We start from the raw sequence: 15,152 nt of genomic DNA on the forward strand, positions 1-15,152 counted from the left end.
GCTCAATTTCTGAGCACTGCCCGCTTTTCCTGCAGGAAGCGGCGCACCGCCGGGTCGCGCTCGAGGCCGATCGCCCGGTCATAGGCTTCGCAGGCTTGCGGTACCTGACCAAGCCTGGCCAGGAGACCGGCGCGTGCGGCCCAATAGGGCTGATAGTCATCAAGCCGTTTGTCGTCGCCCAGCACGTAGAGGGCCGCCAATCCCGCCACTGCGCCCTCGGCCTCGGCGATCGCCACCGCGCGGTTTATCGCCACCACCGGCGATCCTGCGATCGAAAGCAACGCCTCGTAGAGCTCGCGGATCGCCGCCCAGTCGGTGCGGCCGGTCAGCCGTCGTGCCGCATGCGCGGACTGCACGGCCGCCTCAAGCTGGTAGCGGCCGATGATGCCCTTGGCCGCGGCGTTGGAAAGCAGCGCCTCCGCCTCATCGATCAGGGCGCGGTCCCATAGAAGGCAATCCTGTTCCGCCAGCGGCACGAAGTCGCCGGCGGCGCTGCGCCGTGCGGCGCGGCGCGACTCAGCAAACAGCATCAGCGACAGGAGGCCCAGCGCCTCCGGCTCCTCCGGCAACAGCGAAGCCACCAGCCGGCCGAGCCAAATGCCTTCGGTCGCCAGATTGCGCCTTCGCGTCTCGGTGCCCGCCGGGTCGGACCAGCCTTCGGCGAAGGCGGCGTAGATCGCTTCCAGCACCGCATCCAGCCGTTCGCCGAGTTCGCCCTGCTCCGGCACGCGGAACGGAATACCGGTTTCACGGATTCGGGACTTGGCTCGCACCAAGCGCTGGCCCATCGTTGCCGGCGAGACCAGGAAGGCGGAAGCGATCGTCGCGGCGTCGAACCCCAGCACCGTCTGCAGGATGAGCGGCGAACGCACGCTCGATTCGATCGCCGGATGGGCGCAGGCGAACATCAGCCGCAGCCGCTCGTCGGGCAGGTCTTCGTCGGTCATGCGCGCCTCCGCTTCCTCGGCAATCAGCTTGAGATGCTCGCGGCCGGCCTCGCTGGTCAGCCGGCGCCGCACCGCATCGACGCGGCGCCGCCTTGCCACCGCCAGCAGCCAGGCTTCCGGTTTCTTGGGTACGCCGGTTCTTGGCCAGCGTTCGAGGGCGGCGGCAAAGGCATCGGCCAGCGCGTCCTCGGCTGCGGCCACGTCGCGCGTGCGGGCCGCGAGCCAGGCGACAAGCTTGCCGTAGCTTTGCCGGGCGGCGGTTTCCGCTGCCGCCCGCGCGATCTCCAGGCCACTTTCCATCACATGGTCTGTTCCCAGATCGGCCGCAGCTCGACCGTGCCGGCGCTGGCCGCGGGGCAGCGCGCCGCCCAGGCGATAGCGGCATCGGCATCCTCGGCCTCGATCATGTAGAAGCCCGCAAGCTGCTCCTTGGTGTCGGCATAGGGGCCATCGAGCACGTTGGTCTTGCCATTGACCATCCGCACCGAAGTGGCGGCCTGGGTCGGCTTCAGCCGGTCGCCGGCCAGCCAGGCGCCGGATTTCTTCAACGCATCGGTATACGCGCCATAGGCAGCGCTGATCTCGTAGGTCTTATCGGTCGGCGCGGCCGCCATCGCGGCTTCATTGACGTAGATCAAAAGCATGTATCGCATGGTCTTCTCCCGTTGTTTCGAAGGCTGCTTCGTTTGCGAGCCGGACGTATGTCGCGCGGCCCTGGCCGATTTCGACAGGCATTGGAAAAATCTTTCGGCTCCGAAGACATTTCACGCAAGCGGCCATCTGTGCATCCCGCACTCAACCATTCGTCTAACGCATGGGATTGCGGGTTGGCATTTCCATCTCGCTGTCTAAACTCGCTTCTGTTCGCGTCAGGGAGGTGATGCGGCTGCTATTTCAGGGAGGAAATCAGATGTTCCATTTCAGGACGAAACTTGTTGCGGCCGGCGCCGTGGCGCTGTCGCTTGGCCTAGGCGCTGTTTCCGCCAAGGCGCAGGAATTCATCAACGTGCTCACCGGCGGCACATCTGGCGTCTATTATCCGCTCGGCGTGGCACTGTCGGAAATCTACGGCAAGGGCATCGAAGGCGCCCGCACCCAGGTGCAGGCAACAAAGGCTTCGGTCGAAAACCTCAATCTGTTGCAGCAGGGCAAGGGCGAGATCGCGTTTGCGCTGGGCGATTCCGTCAAGCTGGCCGCCGAAGGCAATGCCGAGGCCGGTTTCCCCGGCAAGCTCGATAAGTTGCGCGGCATCGCAGCCATCTATCCCAACTACATCCAGATCGTCGCCAGCCGGGAGTCCGGCATCAAGACGCTGGCCGACCTCAAGGGCAAGAGCCTGTCGGTCGGCGCGCCGGCCTCCGGCACCGAGCTCAACGCCCGCGCCATCTTCGCCGCCGCCGGGTTGAAGTATGAGGATCTCGGCCGGGTCGAGTATCTGCCCTTCGCCGAATCGGTCGAGCTGATCAAGAACCGGCAGCTCGACGCCACGCTGCAATCGGCCGGGCTCGGCGTCGCCTCGATCCGCGACCTCGCCACCTCCGTGCCGATCAATGTCGTGGCGGTGCCGGCCGAGAACGTCGCCAAGATCGGCGCGCCCTATCTGTCGGTGGTCATTCCCAAGGGCACGTATGAAGGCCAAAACGAGGATGTCGCCACCGCCGCCGTCGGCAATTTCCTCATCACCCGCGCCGATGTCTCCGACGAGACCGCCTACCAGATGACCAAGCTGATGTTCGACCATCTCGACCAACTGGCTGCGGCACATGCCGCCGCCAAGGCGATCGACCCGGCCAAGGCGCTCGACGGCATGCCGGTGCCGCTGCACCCCGGTGCCGAGCGGTACTACAAGGAGAAGGGCTTGTTGAAGTAGGGCGGGTCCGTCGGATGACCGAAGCAACGTCTGGAACGTCAACCGACGGCAAATCCGCCACCTTCCATCTGCCTGCCGTCGAAGAACAGGTCGAAGGGCTGCCGCCGGGCTTCGGCGACGGCCTTGCGGGCAAGGCCGCCTTTCTCATCGCCGTCGCCTTTTCCGTGTTCCAGATCTATGTCGCCGCCTATGGCAGCATTCCGAGCCAAGTGGTGCGGGCCATGCATGTCGGCTTCCTGCTGCTGCTCGGCTTTGGCCTGATCGCCAATCTGCGCGCCAAGAGCATGCCGGCGAAAGCCGCGTTCTGGACGCTCGGGGCGCTCGGCTTCGGCACCGGCCTCTACAATTGGGTGTTCTACACCGATCTGATCCGCCGCTCCGGCTTCCTGACCACGCCGGACCTCATCGTCGGCGCGGTGCTGGTGGTGCTGGTCTTCGAGGCAGCGCGGCGGCTGATGGGCCTGCCGCTGGCGGTCATCGCTTTCATCTTTCTCGCCTACTGCTTTTTCGGCAACCATTTGCCGCCGCCGCTCATCCATCGCGGCTATGATTTTGCCCAGCTCGTCGACACCTTCGCCTACGGCACCGAAGGCATCTACGGCACACCGATCTATGTCTCGGCTGCCTACATCTTCATCTTCGTCGTCTTTGCCGCCTTTCTCGAACGCGCCGGCATGATCGCGCTGTTCAACGATTTCGCGCTTGGCCTGGTCGGCTCGTGGCGCGGCGGCCCGGCGCAGGTCTGCGTGCTGTCCTCGGCGCTGATGGGCACCATTTCCGGCTCGGGTGTCGCCAATGTGGTGGCCAGCGGCCAGTTCACCATCCCGCTGATGAAGCGCTTCGGCTTCCGCTCGGCTTTTGCCGGCGCCGTCGAGGCGACCTCCTCGATGGGCGGCCAGATCATGCCGCCGGTGATGGGCGCGGTCGCCTTCATCATGGCCGAGACGCTGAACGTGCCTTATGCCGAAGTGGTCAAGGCGGCGATCATCCCGGCGCTGCTCTATTTCGGCGCCTGCTTCTGGCAGGTGCATCTGGAAGCCGGCAAGGCGGGCCTGCACGGCATGGCCAAGGCCGAGCTGCCCAATCCGTGGGACGCGGTGCGGCAACACTGGCCGCTGGTGCTGCCGCTGGCAGCGCTCATCTACCTGCTGTTTGCCGGCTATACGCCGATCTTCGCCGGCACGATGGGCCTGGCGCTGACCATCGTGCTCATCCTCGGCACGCCGTTGGCGGCAGCGATCGGGCCGCTGGCCTTCCGCATCGTCTTCTGGATCGCGCTCGGGCTTGCCGCCGCTTCGTTCATGAAGTTCGGCGTCAACCTCCTCGGCCTGGTGATCGCCGCACTGGTCGTCGCCTGCTTCACGTTCAAGGGCGGCCGCGAGACGTTGCAAATCTGTGTCGACTCGCTCGCCGAAGGCGCCAAGAACGCGCTGCCGGTCGGCATTGCCTGCGCCATTGTCGGCATCGTCATCGGCACGCTGACGCTGACCGGCATCGCTTCGACCTTCATCGGCTGGATCATCTCGATCGGCGAGGACAATTTGTTCCTGTCGTTGGTGCTGACCATGGTCACCTGCCTGGTGCTGGGCATGGGCATTCCGACCATTCCCAACTACATCATCACCTCGTCGCTGGCCGGGCCGGCGCTGCTCGAGCTTGGCGTGCCGCTGCTGGTCAGCCACATGTTCGTGTTCTATTTCGGCATCATGGCCGATTTGACGCCCCCGGTGGCGCTGGCGGCGTTCGCCGCCGCACCGATGGCCAGGGAAAGCGGCCTGAAAATCGGCATCCAGGCGACCAAGCTGGCCATTGCCGGCTTCGTCGTGCCGTTCATGGCGGTCTACACGCCGGCGCTGATGCTGCAGGACGCAGGTCCGATCGCCGCCCAGTTCGGCTATCCCGTCGAGGTCGGCTACATCGTCGCCAAGGCGTGCATGGGCATCGTGCTGTGGGGTGCTGCCGCCGTCGGTTTTCTGGTCACCCGCATGGCGTGGTGGGAGCGGCTCGTCGCCTTCGCGGCCGGCGTGCTGCTGGTCGCCGCGGTGCCGCTCACCGACGAGGCCGGCTGGGTGCTGGCGCTGGCCTGGATCGGCTGGCACTGTTTTCGCGCGCGGCAGGCTTCAGTCAGAACATGAGCCTGTGCATCCTGGCCGCGGGCAAGACGGTAACGCTCTCCGTCGCCGCCTTCACGCTGTCCTGGACGCATTCGGTGGAACGGACGCGCTGGCAAGAAGACTGGAAGGTCACGTCCTCCGGCCTGCAGGTGGTCGAAGCCCGGATCGAGGGCTCGGGCGCCGGCATGGAGCCGCCGGAAGGCGCGGTGCTGAAGGAGGGTTGGTGGAGCTATGCGCCTGATGTCGGCCCGCAGCGGCGCGTCGTGCTCGCCGCTTCAGGTGCAACCAGCGACGGCTGGACACTGTGCACGGTTCAGGGCTGCCGGGAATTGGGGAGGACGGCAGGCGGACCGATCGTGCTCGAGCCGTGCCGGCCGGATGGCACGAGCCAGCCGCGGTAGCGCATAGCCACACCCTCAGCCAAGGAACCGCTTGCGCAGCTCCGGAGAAGGAATGTCGCAAGCATCCTTCCTGCCGAACAGGGCGTAGCGGTTCCTGGCGATGCGATCATAGAGCCAACCACGCAGCGGGCGCGGCAACAGCAACAGTGCCTTGGCCGCCCGCCAAGGCCAGCCGAGTTCCGCCATGACGGCGACAAAACTGTCCAGCCGCGTGAAGGCGACGCCGTCGATCAGGACGAGATTGGTTTCGTAAGAGTCGGTGCGCAGTCCATGCTTCCGGAACAGCGCTTCACCGAAGGGCGACTGCGCGGTGGCGAAGCGGAAACGGCCTTGGCGGTCGAGCCTGACCACCATGCGCACGAAACCGGAGCAGAGCACGCAGACGCCATCGAAAACGATCAATGGATGGCGTGAGTCGAGAACTGTTTCGAAGGGACGAGTTGACTGGGGTCGAACTGGTTGAGGATGGTCCGTCACGCTGGCCTCGGCTGCTCGTGTCCTATGACACTAAGCCGGCCAGCGATGGTATCAAAGCCGTGGCGATGTCGCACGGCGCCTGTCGGCGAGAGCGGGACGCTCGGCGCGATAGGTGGTGGCGCGGGTAGAGGCGGCCGGCCTGCAGATCCGGCTGTTGTGGCGATTTTCGAAAGCCATGATCAGTGCGCGCCCAGCGAGTTGCCGCGACGGGCGCAGGCCGGGCCGGGGCCGCGCATGTAATAGCGTTCGGGCCGGTAGGTCGGCGCGACGAATTCGCGGATGGCGGCGGCATAGCCGATGAGGTGCGCGAGGAAGTTCATTACCTTGTCCCTGTCCCGATTTTCGGATGTCCCTTCCGAATTGCGGTCATCATAGCGTCGAGGCGTGAATAGTCGGTGAACGTGATGTTAATATCTGGTCGAAAATGCCTTGCTTCGTGGCTGGAATGCGGCTGATTCGGGGTCTTTCCGTGCAGTTGGTTGGCATTCCGGCCAATGTGACTTCTGCATCACATATGTTTCGTTTGAATGTCGCCTGCGCGCGGTTCTGTTTCAACTTTTGCCGAGCCCGCGAAATTTCCGTGCTGGCGGCCAGAACCACTCAGGCGGCCCCTTGGCATCCAGATCGGCGCGGGAGCGCGGAACTGGAGCGCGATCTGTCCGTTCTCACCTTCATCTGGTTCTGAAGGGAAGATATCATGGCGCCGCGTCCGGCCTGGAGAGGCTATCTGAAGCTTTCGCTGGTCACCTGTGCCGTCGAACTGACCAATGTCGTCACCCATACGGAGCGGGTCTCGTTTCGCATTCTCAACCGCAAGACCGGCAACACGGTGAAGCGCCTCTATGTCGATGCCGAAACCGGCAAGCCGTTGGAGGAGGATGACGAGATCAAGGGTTATGAACTCGACGATGGCAATTTCATCCATATCGAGGAAGACGAGATCGAGGCGGTGCAGATCGAATCCTCGCACACGATGGCGCTCGACGGCTTCGTCGACAAAGCTTCGATCCAGCAGATCTATCTCGACACGCCCTACTATGTGGCGCCGGCCGACAAGGTGTCGGAAGAGGCGTTCGCCGTCATCCGCGATGCGATGGCGGGCAAGAAGATGGCCGGGCTGGCGCGTATCGTGCTCTACCGACGCGAACGGCCGGTGGTGATCGAACCGCTCGGCAAGGGCATGGTGCTGACGACGCTGCGCTACGATAACACGGTACGCCAACCGGACACCGTCTTCGGCGACATCGAGCCCGTGAAGACCGATCAGGAGATGACCGATCTGGCCGAGTTGATCATCGACAAGAAGAAGACGAAGTTCGATCCCTCGAAATTCGACGACAAATACGAGGACGCGCTGCTGGAGCTGATCCGCGCCAAGAAGGCCGGCCACAAGGCGCCGAAGGCCAAGGCGGCGCCCAAACCTTCCAATGTCGTCAATCTGTTCGACGCGCTGAAGAAGAGCCTGTCGGACTCCGGGTCATCGAAAACATCTTCGTCGGCGAAGGCCAGGCCAGCGGCCAAACGCGCCAAGTCGAAAGCCAGCGCGCCCAAACGCAAATCGGCGTGAGGAACCCAACGGATGGCCAGCCTCGAACAATATCACTCCAAGCGCGATTTCAAGAAAACCGCCGAACCGGCCGGCAAGGTCGCCCGGACCAAGAAGGGCGAGGCCGGCGGCATCTTCGTCATCCACAAGCATGCCGCGACGCGGCTGCATTACGACTTGCGGCTCGAGCATGACGGCGTGCTGTGGAGTTGGGCGGTGACGCGCGGCCCGAGCCTCGACCCGCATGAGAAGCGACTGGCTGTCCATGTCGAGGATCACCCGATCGACTATGCGCCGTTCGAAGGCACCATTCCCAAGGGCGAATATGGCGGCGGTTCGGTTATCGTTTGGGACGAGGGCACCTGGATTCCCGAGATCGACCCAGCCAAGGCGATGAAAAAGGGCCATATCAGCTTCGAGCTCAGGGGACACAAGCTGCATGGGGCATGGCATCTGGTGCGGCTGAAGCCGCGTGCGGGTGAAAAGCGCGACAACTGGCTGCTGATCAAGTCGGACGATGCCGCAGCGCGTCCCGGCGAGGACATCCTCAAGGAAGCGCCTGAATCGGTGAAATCGGGCCTGACCATCGAGGAGGTCGGCGAGGGCAAGACCGCGAAGGGCGAGAAGCCGAAAGTCTGGCATTCCAACAAGCCGGCCGCCGTCAAGACAAAAGCCGGCAAACGCCTCGACTTTATCGAGCCGCAGCTGGCCACGCTCGAGCGCGATGCGCCGCCGGGCAAGGACTGGCTGCATGAGGTGAAGTTCGACGGCTATCGCATGCAGGCGCAGATCGCCGGCACCGATGTGCGGCTGCTGACCCGCACCGGCCTCGACTGGACGAAGAAATTCGGCGGCGAGATCGTCGCGGAGTTGGCCGGGCTGAAGTGCAGCGACGCCATCCTCGATGGCGAGGTGGTGGTGTTGGCCGACAGTGGTGTTTCGTCCTTCGCGCTGCTGCAGCAAGACCTGTCGGCGAAGCGGACCAATCGTTTCATCTATTACGTGTTCGACCTGATGCGCCTCGATGGAAGGGATTTGCGGCGCGAGCCGCTGGTCGAGCGCAAGCAGGCCTTGCAGGAACTGCTCGGCGAACAGTCCGACAATGCGGCGGTCCGCTTCAGCGACCATTTCGCCGAACCCGGCAAGATCATGCTGGAGCATGCCTGCCGCATGGGCCTGGAAGGCGTCGTCTCCAAGCGTGCCGATGCACCCTATCGCAGCGGCCGCGGCCCGACCTGGGTGAAGTCGAAATGCACGGCGCGGCAGGAATTCGTCATTGGCGGCTACCTGCCGTCGGACAAGACCGGGCGCGGACTGCGCTCGATCCTGGTCGGCTTCCACGAGGGCGGCAAGCTGCATTATGCCGGCCGCGTCGGCACTGGTTTTTCGGGCAAGGGCGCCAATGAGCTGAAGGCAAAACTCGATGCGTTGACGGCAAAATCATCGCCCTTCTCCACCGCCGTGCCGAAGGGCAAGGGCCTGGTCTGGGTCAAGCCTGAACTTGTCGGCGAAGTGGAGTTTCGCAGCTGGACCTCGGACCGTATAATACGCCACGCCTCGTTCCAGGGGTTGCGCGAGGACAAGCCGGCGGAGGAAGTCGTGCAGGAAAAGCCCAAAGCGGCGACAGGCAAGCCATCGACAGGCAAGAGCACGGCCAAGCCGGCATCAGGCGGCAAAGCCGCCGGGTCGATGACGACCACGGTCAAACTCTCGCATCCCGACAAGCTGCTGTGGCCGGACGAAAACATATCCAAGCAGGGCCTGCTCGACCATTACGCACAGGTTTGGCCGCGCATGGAACAGTTCGTGGTCAACCGGCCGCTCAGCCTGGTGCGGGCGCCGGACGGTGTCGGCGGCCAGCGTTTCTTCCAGAAACATGCCTCGGCTGGCATGAGCGATAAGATCGCGCGCATGAAGGACCCGACCGACGGCGAGGAGATCCTGTTCATCCGGGATTTCGATGGTGTTGCCGCACTGGTCCAGTATGGCGTGGTCGAGATCCACATCTGGGGGTGCACGATCGATGAGATCGAAAAGCCCGACCAGATCATCTTCGATCTCGATCCCGATGAAGGTGTCGATGTGAAGGCGGTCCGCGAGGCGGCACTCGATATCCGGGGCAAGCTCGACGAGCTGTCGCTGCCGAATTTCGTCAAGACCTCGGGCGGCAAGGGCTATCACGTGCTGGTGCCGCTGAAACCGGCGGCGGATTGGGATGCGGTGAAGGGCTTCGCCCATGACTTTGCCCGCGCGTTGGAGCAGGGTGCCCCCGATCGCTACACGGCGACGCTGTCGAAAAAAGCGCGCACGGGAAAGATCTTCGTCGACTATCTGCGCAACGGCAGGGGCTCGACGACGGTCGCGCCCTATTCCTCGCGCGCCAAGAAGGGCGCCACCGTGTCGATGCCGGTGACCTGGCCAGAGATCGAGGCCGGCTTGCCGCCGAACGCTTTCCCGATCGGCGACAAGACGACGCTGAAGCAGCTGGCGAAAGCCGATCCGTGGAGGGAATTTTTCAAGCAGGGGAAGGCGTTGAAGCGGGGGTAGTTCGCGCAATTTGCCAGCGCAGCGGTCCTTCACGCCCCCTCTGGCCTGCCGGCGTGACGAAATCAGCGTCGGCTCCTCAGCTCAGAAACACCTTCTCGAAAGCCTGCTTGCCCGGCAGCGAGAAAATCACCGCGCGGCTGTCCTTCTCGCGGCGCGCCCATTTCTCGGCAAGGATCTTGCCGAGGATGGCGGCGCCCAGCGTGCCGGCGAGGTGCGAACGGCGCACGCTCCAGTCTAGGCAGGCGCGGCATACCGGCCGGCGCGGCTTGGTGTAGACGTCGATGCCGATCGCGGCGAAATGCGAAGCCGCCGATGGCCCGAGCCTGATCTCTTGTTCGTCGCGGACCAGTACGTTCTTGGCGACGAGCCGGTCGAGCATCGCCACTGCCTGCTCGCCGGCGAGGTGATCGTAGCAGACGCGCGCCACGCGCATCGCTGCATCGCGCGGACCCGGCCGCACACGCTTTGGACCGACGGCTTCCGCGACGCCTGTGATGGCTTCGATCATGCCCGCCACCTGCGGTCCGGCGAGGCCGTAATAGCGATGCCGGCCCTGGCTCGCCACCGTGAGCAGCCCACCTTCCATCAGTTTGCCCAGGTGCGAGCTGGCGGTCGGCAGCGAGACGCCGGCCTCGAGCGCCAGCTCGCTTGCTGTCAGCGCCGTGCCGCCCATCAGGGCATTTAGCATGTTTGCCCGTGCCGGGTCGCCGACCAGGCTGGCGATGCGGGCGATGTCGGGTCCTTCGCGCATAGTTCGTTCCTCATCGAAGCGTTCTTGTCAGATAATCACTATTCTCCGGTGAGATCAAGGAGACGACGATGGCCGCACGAACCGCTTTCCCCTCAGCCCCGCTCCACAGCCGTCGGTTCTTCCCGTTCGTCAGCTGGTTGCGTTCGCGGCTGCTGGCCCGCTGGTATGACCGCCATCTGCAGCGTCTCGACCTTGCCGAGATCGACGACCATCAGCTGCGCGACCTTGGCCTGACGCGGCAAGACGTGCGCCGGAATGCGCGAAGTCCTTCTGGCAGCCCTAGCAGACCAGTCGGCACGACGTTTCGATGCCGTTCAAACTATTGACGCAGCCCCGAGGAGACCACAATGACCATCACCTGCTTCATCCGCTACGAGATCGACCCGTTCGGCAAGGCGGCCTTCGAGGAGTATGCGCGCAACTGGGGCCAGGCCATTCCGCGCTGCGGCGCCGATCTGATCGGCTATTACGCGCCGCATGAGGGCTCGGCGACGACCGCCTATGCGGCCTATAACATCGAAAGCCTGGCCGCCTACGAAGCCTATCGCGCCCGGCTTGCCGCCGATCCCGCCGGCAAGGCAAACTACGAGTTCGCGAAACGCGAGAGATTCATCCTGAAGGAGGATCGCATGTTCCTGAAACTGGCCTCAGGCCCGCACGCGAAACTGGTGCTGCCGTGATTGCCGTCATCTTCGAGGTCGAGCCGGCGGAGGGTCGGCGCGATGCCTATCTGAGCATCGCCGCGGACCTGCGTCCGCTGCTCGACGGCATTGACGGCTTTCTTTCCATCGAGCGTTTTCAGAGCCTGGCCGATCCGAACCGCATCCTGTCGCTGTCGTTCTGGCGAGATGAGGAAGCCGTGAAGGACTGGCGCAACACCGAGGAACACCGGCAGGCGCAGAAGGCCGGTCGCGGCGGCATCTTTGCCGGCTACCGATTGCGCATCGCCCATGTCGTGAGGGACTATGGGCTGACGGAAAGGGACGAGGCGCCGGCCGACAGTCGGGCGGTGAATGGGTGAGTGAGGCTACTCACGCATTCCCGATCAGCACGCCGGCCGCGAACACCAGGGCGCCGCCCAGCACCACCTGGAAGGCGGCGCGCAGGAAGGGCGTCTGCATGTAGCGGTTCTGGACAAAAGCGATCGCCCACAATTCGAAGAACACCACCACCGCGGCAACCCCGGTCGCCGTCCAGAAATGCGGAATGAGATAGGGGAGTGCATGCCCGAGACCGCCCAGCGTCGTCATGATGCCGACGGTCAGACCGCGCTTGAGCGGCGAGCCGCGGCCCGACAGCTTGCCGTCGTCTGAAGCGACTTCGGTGAAGCCCATCGAAATGCCGGCGCCGATCGAGGCGGCAAGCCCGACCAGCAGCGTCTGCCAGGTGTCATGCGTGGCAAAGGCGGCAGCAAAGATCGGCGCCAGTGTGGACACCGATCCGTCCATCAGCCCGGCCAGCCCTGGTTGCACATAGGTGAGGATGAACTGGCGCTGCTCGGCGGCGGTCTCTTCGTCCTTCACTTCGCCCGGCACATGTTTCTGCTCCAGCCGCTGCGCCAGTGTCTCATGGCCCAGTTCGGCCACCGCCAGATCGTCGAGCAGTTTTCGCGTCGAGGCATCCGCCGTGCGCTTGGCAGCCTCGACATAGAAAAGGTAGGCTTGCCGCTCCATCGCCTCGGCCTGGCTGCGCACGTGCTCGATGCCGAGCGGCCGGACCAGCCAGTCGGGCTTGCGCTCGTAATAGCCCTTCACATGTTCGCGCCGGATCAGCGGAATGCGCTCGCCGAAACGCTTGCGGAAAAGCTCGATCAGCGAATCGCGATGGCCATCCTCTTCCTCGGCCATCTCCTCGAACACTTTTGCCGATTGGGGGAAGTTTTCCGTCAGGCCGTCGGCATAAGCCCGATAGATGCGACCGTCATCCTCCTCGGACGAAATGGCCAGCGCCAGGATCTCCTGTTCGGAAAGCGATTCGAAGGGGCGGCGGCCGAAGCCGAAAACACGGGAAAGCATGAGGAATTCACCCTAGTTTAGAATAATTCTAAACTAGGGCTCAAGGTGCCTCCGGTCAATTGCGCGCTTGGGGTCGCGGTCAAGAATTGTTGAAGCTCGCATGCCGGGCCGACCCCTTCATTATCAGTGAATGTTCACCTATATAATTCAACCCAGCCAGAACAAGGAACCCGCAGATGACGGCAAAACAGCCTCCGCATCCCTATGACCCAAAGCCCGTTCTCGATCTCATCGCCAGCATCGAGGCCGATCTGCAGCGCCTGAAAGGCCTGGTCGAGCAGCAGGTCGAGAAATTCGACCCCGCCAATCCGCACAACAAGGCGCCGGACGGCAAACTGACCGAGGAAGGCGTCGAGTGCTGCTACCGCATGTTCGACGAGGGCAAGTCGCGCTATTCGGTCGCCAAGCAGATGAAGATATCCTTTGCCGCCGCCAGCCACCGCTTCAACAACTGGCGCAAGCTGGGCGGGAGCAAGAGGCAGAGGACGCTGTTGGGGTGAACTCGTGGGACGGCGGCGGGACGGCGCCCCCCTCTGTCCTACCGGACATCTCCCCCACGAGGGGGAGATTGTCAGCTTCATTAGGTGTGCCCCTTCTTCAACGTTGGAAATTGGCGAAAGCGGATACTCAGCCGATCTCCCCACCCGTGGGGAGATGTCCGGCAGGCCAGAGGGGGGCGTGCAGCCGAGGCGTTGGCGACCGCCTCGCTAAACCTTGTAACGGTCACATTTTTCCCATGGTGCGCCGCCTCCCTTTGCGGGCATCATGGAAAGACCCCTGTCCACTGGACCTCACATGACCGCCACCACCCCTCCCGGCATCGCCGACATCCACGCCGCCGCCGCGCGTCTCGCCGGCCTGATCGTCGAAACCCCGTTGATCGAATCGCAGGAGCTGAACAAGCGCTTCGGCGGCCGCATCCTGTTCAAGCCGGAGACGCTGCAGCGTACCGGCTCGTTCAAGTTCCGTGGTGCCTACAACAAGCTGTCGTCGCTGAGCGACGAAGAACGCAGCCAGGGCGTCGTCGCCTTCTCGTCGGGCAATCATGCGCAGGGTGTCGCCGCTTCGGCCGCGATGTTCGGCGTCAAGGCGGTCATCGCCATGCCTTCAGACGCGCCGGCGATGAAGATCGCTAACGTCCGCAAGATGGGGGCGGAGGTGGTGCCGTTCGACCGCTTTCGCGACGACCGCATGAGCGTGGTTCGCCCTTACGTGGAAAGAGGCATGGTGCTGGTGCCACCCTTCGACGACCCGGCCATCATTGCGGGCCAAGGCACGATCGGCCTCGAATTGATGCGCCAGGCAAAAGCGCTTGGCGTCGACCTCGACGCGGTCGTCATTCCCTGCGGCGGCGGCGGCCTGACCAGCGGCATTTCGGTTGCCGTCAAGGACGCCTCGCCCAACACTGCGGTCTGGGCGGTGGAGCCCGAGCATTTCGACGACACCCGCCGGTCGCTGGCCGCCGGCGCCAGGGTGTCGAACGAACCCGGCCATGCCTCGATCTGCGACGCGATCCTGACCGCGGAGCCCGGCCTGATCACCTTCGAGATCAACCGCAGGAACCTGGCAGGCGGCATCGCCGTCTCCGACAAGGCGACGGCACAGGCGATGCGCGACGCCATGGCCTATCTCAAGCTGGTGGTCGAGCCCGGCGGCTGCGTGGCGTTGGCGGCGCTGTCGTCGGGCGAGATCGAACTGTCCGGCAAATGCGTTGCCGTGGTGCTGTCCGGCGGCAATGTCGATTTCGGCACTTATGCCGGGATCATGGCGGCGGCTTGAGACGAGATGTCCAAGGGGTCCGACATGGATCTGAGGCAGGTTTCGCCTTGGATCACTCCTCGCCCGCCTCCAAATCGTCGGCGGGCTGAACATGGTCATCTACCGCCCGCTCACGCGTTCTGAGCTGCCCGACGATACAGCATCCCTTGCCCGCACTCTCATCGGCAAGATCGTGGTGCGCGAACTGCCCGAAGGCATCGCCAGCGGCCGCATCGTCGAGACCGAGGCCTATGTGACCGGTGACGCCGCCGGGCACGGCTATCGGGGGATGACCCCGCGCAACCGTTCGCTGTTTCTCGACGCTGGGCACGCCTATGTCTATCTCGCCTACGGCATCTCCTACATGCTCAACGTCTCGAGCGAGATGGCAGGGGTCGGAACCGGCGTGCTCATCAGGGCGCTCGAACCGCTCGAAGGCATTGCGCTCATGCGGCTCAATCGCGGCATCGAGCGCTTGCGCGACCTTGCGCGAGGACCGGGAAGGCTGGCCCAGGCGTTGCGGATCGATCGTTCGCTCGACGGGCTCGATCTCTGCCGCAAAGGCCCGCTATGGCTGGCAACCGACGAGCATCAAGGCGGCGACATCGCCCAAGGCATCCGGATCGGCATTACAAAGGATGCCGATCGCCCGCTGCGGTTTTACGTCAAGGGGAGCGCCTTCGTCAGCGGCCCGAAATCGCTCAACGGTTAGTGGCAGTTATAAAC

Annotated in this window: 17 protein-coding genes; 11 read left to right on the plus strand and 6 right to left on the minus strand. The window is 64.1% G+C overall.

Annotation, left to right across the window (positions count from 1 at the left end; translation table 11 throughout):
• Nucleotides 1-2: 2 nt before the first annotated feature.
• Nucleotides 3-1,247, minus strand: coding sequence for an RNA polymerase sigma factor (locus RPF88_RS22425; protein WP_337123906.1), 1,245 nt, complete (start codon nucleotides 1,245-1,247; stop codon nucleotides 3-5).
• Nucleotides 1,247-1,600: a YciI family protein gene (locus RPF88_RS22430; RefSeq protein WP_013528640.1), complete on the minus strand. Its 354-nt coding sequence runs from the start codon at nucleotides 1,598-1,600 to the stop codon at nucleotides 1,247-1,249. The genes RPF88_RS22425 and RPF88_RS22430 overlap by 1 nt, the downstream gene beginning before the upstream one ends.
• 257 nt (nucleotides 1,601-1,857) lie before the next feature.
• Here RPF88_RS22430 and RPF88_RS22435 point away from each other — a divergent pair, with 257 nt between their 5' ends.
• The 3 genes from RPF88_RS22435 to RPF88_RS22445 are packed head-to-tail and all read left to right on the plus strand — an operon-like array spanning nucleotide 1,858 to nucleotide 5,332.
• Entirely contained in the window at nucleotides 1,858-2,817 is a 960-nt protein-coding gene (locus RPF88_RS22435; protein WP_337123234.1) for a TAXI family TRAP transporter solute-binding subunit, read from the plus strand.
• A gap of 14 nt (nucleotides 2,818-2,831) precedes the next feature.
• A complete protein-coding gene (locus RPF88_RS22440) occupies nucleotides 2,832-4,952 on the plus strand; it encodes a TRAP transporter permease (protein WP_337123235.1) in 2,121 nt (706 codons plus the stop codon).
• Nucleotides 4,949-5,332, plus strand: a complete 384-nt coding sequence (locus RPF88_RS22445) for a DUF1850 domain-containing protein (RefSeq protein WP_063169651.1) — start codon at nucleotides 4,949-4,951, stop codon at nucleotides 5,330-5,332. The genes RPF88_RS22440 and RPF88_RS22445 overlap by 4 nt, the downstream gene beginning before the upstream one ends.
• A gap of 15 nt (nucleotides 5,333-5,347) precedes the next feature.
• Here the strand turns inward: RPF88_RS22445 and RPF88_RS22450 are convergent, their stop codons facing one another.
• Both RPF88_RS22450 and RPF88_RS22455 read right to left on the minus strand, forming a co-directional pair.
• Nucleotides 5,348-5,809 (minus strand): thiol-disulfide oxidoreductase DCC family protein, encoded by a 462-nt coding sequence (locus tag RPF88_RS22450; protein WP_013528644.1) that lies wholly within the window; start codon nucleotides 5,807-5,809, stop codon nucleotides 5,348-5,350.
• 179 nt (nucleotides 5,810-5,988) lie between these two features.
• Complete coding sequence (locus RPF88_RS22455) at nucleotides 5,989-6,129, minus strand: hypothetical protein (RefSeq protein ID WP_013528645.1); 141 nt, start codon at nucleotides 6,127-6,129, stop codon at nucleotides 5,989-5,991.
• Nucleotides 6,130-6,506: 377 nt separating this feature from the next.
• Here RPF88_RS22455 and ku point away from each other — a divergent pair, with 377 nt between their 5' ends.
• Together ku and ligD are read left to right on the plus strand one after the other, a co-directional pair.
• Nucleotides 6,507-7,376 carry a non-homologous end joining protein Ku gene (gene ku, locus RPF88_RS22460; RefSeq protein ID WP_063169649.1) on the plus strand — a complete coding sequence of 290 codons (870 nt, stop codon included), beginning with the start codon at nucleotides 6,507-6,509 and terminating at the stop codon, nucleotides 7,374-7,376.
• Between the two features lie 12 nt (nucleotides 7,377-7,388).
• Nucleotides 7,389-9,902, plus strand: coding sequence for a DNA ligase D (ligD, locus tag RPF88_RS22465; RefSeq protein ID WP_337123236.1), 2,514 nt, complete (start codon nucleotides 7,389-7,391; stop codon nucleotides 9,900-9,902).
• Between the two features lie 76 nt (nucleotides 9,903-9,978).
• Here ligD and RPF88_RS22470 read toward each other — a convergent pair whose 3' ends face one another.
• A complete protein-coding gene (locus tag RPF88_RS22470; RefSeq protein WP_337123237.1) occupies nucleotides 9,979-10,653 on the minus strand; it encodes an ArsR/SmtB family transcription factor in 675 nt (224 codons plus the stop codon).
• A 68-nt stretch (nucleotides 10,654-10,721) separates the two neighbouring features.
• Between RPF88_RS22470 and RPF88_RS22475 the strand changes: the two genes are divergently transcribed.
• Genes RPF88_RS22475 through RPF88_RS22485 form a run of 3 tightly spaced genes read left to right on the plus strand, consistent with a single transcriptional unit; the run spans nucleotide 10,722 to nucleotide 11,674 of the window.
• A complete protein-coding gene (locus RPF88_RS22475) occupies nucleotides 10,722-10,979 on the plus strand; it encodes a DUF1127 domain-containing protein (RefSeq protein ID WP_337123238.1) in 258 nt (85 codons plus the stop codon).
• A gap of 21 nt (nucleotides 10,980-11,000) precedes the next feature.
• Nucleotides 11,001-11,333, plus strand: coding sequence for an NIPSNAP family protein (locus tag RPF88_RS22480; protein ID WP_013528650.1), 333 nt, complete (start codon nucleotides 11,001-11,003; stop codon nucleotides 11,331-11,333).
• On the plus strand, nucleotides 11,330-11,674 hold the full coding sequence (locus tag RPF88_RS22485) for an antibiotic biosynthesis monooxygenase family protein (RefSeq protein WP_013528651.1): 345 nt from the start codon (nucleotides 11,330-11,332) through the stop codon (nucleotides 11,672-11,674). The genes RPF88_RS22480 and RPF88_RS22485 overlap by 4 nt, the downstream gene beginning before the upstream one ends.
• Before the next feature lie 10 nt (nucleotides 11,675-11,684).
• Here the strand turns inward: RPF88_RS22485 and mbfA are convergent, their stop codons facing one another.
• Complete coding sequence (mbfA, locus tag RPF88_RS22490) at nucleotides 11,685-12,668, minus strand: iron exporter MbfA (RefSeq protein WP_013528652.1); 984 nt, start codon at nucleotides 12,666-12,668, stop codon at nucleotides 11,685-11,687.
• 176 nt (nucleotides 12,669-12,844) lie between these two features.
• Between mbfA and RPF88_RS22495 the strand changes: the two genes are divergently transcribed.
• The 3 genes from RPF88_RS22495 (at nucleotide 12,845) to RPF88_RS22505 (ending at nucleotide 15,138) form a co-directional block, all read left to right on the plus strand.
• Nucleotides 12,845-13,168 carry a hypothetical protein gene (locus RPF88_RS22495; protein ID WP_337123239.1) on the plus strand — a complete coding sequence of 108 codons (324 nt, stop codon included), beginning with the start codon at nucleotides 12,845-12,847 and terminating at the stop codon, nucleotides 13,166-13,168.
• Nucleotides 13,169-13,463: 295 nt separating this feature from the next.
• On the plus strand, nucleotides 13,464-14,447 hold the full coding sequence (locus RPF88_RS22500; RefSeq protein ID WP_027161221.1) for a threonine/serine dehydratase: 984 nt from the start codon (nucleotides 13,464-13,466) through the stop codon (nucleotides 14,445-14,447).
• Nucleotides 14,448-14,538: 91 nt separating this feature from the next.
• Complete coding sequence (locus tag RPF88_RS22505) at nucleotides 14,539-15,138, plus strand: DNA-3-methyladenine glycosylase (protein WP_337123240.1); 600 nt, start codon at nucleotides 14,539-14,541, stop codon at nucleotides 15,136-15,138.
• Nucleotides 15,139-15,152 lie beyond the last annotated feature (14 nt).

This window comes from Mesorhizobium sp. ISC11, assembly GCF_037162595.1.
GTDB lineage: Bacteria > Pseudomonadota > Alphaproteobacteria > Rhizobiales > Rhizobiaceae > Mesorhizobium > Mesorhizobium ciceri.

Bases quoted from the DNA above. Each gene is read 5' to 3' on its own strand.
- mbfA (WP_013528652.1), bottom strand. From the start codon at position 12,668: ATGCTTTCCCGTGTTTTCGGCTTCGGCCGCCGCCCCTTCGAATCGCTT.
- RPF88_RS22445 (WP_063169651.1), top strand. From the start codon at position 4,949: ATGAGCCTGTGCATCCTGGCCGCGGGCAAGACGGTAACGCTCTCCGTC.
- RPF88_RS22430 (WP_013528640.1), bottom strand. From the start codon at position 1,600: ATGCGATACATGCTTTTGATCTACGTCAATGAAGCCGCGATGGCGGCC.
- RPF88_RS22425 (WP_337123906.1), bottom strand. From the start codon at position 1,247: ATGGAAAGTGGCCTGGAGATCGCGCGGGCGGCAGCGGAAACCGCCGCC.
- RPF88_RS22505 (WP_337123240.1), top strand. From the start codon at position 14,539: ATGGTCATCTACCGCCCGCTCACGCGTTCTGAGCTGCCCGACGATACA.
- RPF88_RS22435 (WP_337123234.1), top strand. From the start codon at position 1,858: ATGTTCCATTTCAGGACGAAACTTGTTGCGGCCGGCGCCGTGGCGCTG.
- RPF88_RS22500 (WP_027161221.1), top strand. From the start codon at position 13,464: ATGACCGCCACCACCCCTCCCGGCATCGCCGACATCCACGCCGCCGCC.
- RPF88_RS22440 (WP_337123235.1), top strand. From the start codon at position 2,832: ATGACCGAAGCAACGTCTGGAACGTCAACCGACGGCAAATCCGCCACC.
- RPF88_RS22475 (WP_337123238.1), top strand. From the start codon at position 10,722: ATGGCCGCACGAACCGCTTTCCCCTCAGCCCCGCTCCACAGCCGTCGG.
- RPF88_RS22495 (WP_337123239.1), top strand. From the start codon at position 12,845: ATGACGGCAAAACAGCCTCCGCATCCCTATGACCCAAAGCCCGTTCTC.
- RPF88_RS22455 (WP_013528645.1), bottom strand. From the start codon at position 6,129: ATGAACTTCCTCGCGCACCTCATCGGCTATGCCGCCGCCATCCGCGAA.
- ku (WP_063169649.1), top strand. From the start codon at position 6,507: ATGGCGCCGCGTCCGGCCTGGAGAGGCTATCTGAAGCTTTCGCTGGTC.
- RPF88_RS22470 (WP_337123237.1), bottom strand. From the start codon at position 10,653: ATGCGCGAAGGACCCGACATCGCCCGCATCGCCAGCCTGGTCGGCGAC.
- ligD (WP_337123236.1), top strand. From the start codon at position 7,389: ATGGCCAGCCTCGAACAATATCACTCCAAGCGCGATTTCAAGAAAACC.
- RPF88_RS22480 (WP_013528650.1), top strand. From the start codon at position 11,001: ATGACCATCACCTGCTTCATCCGCTACGAGATCGACCCGTTCGGCAAG.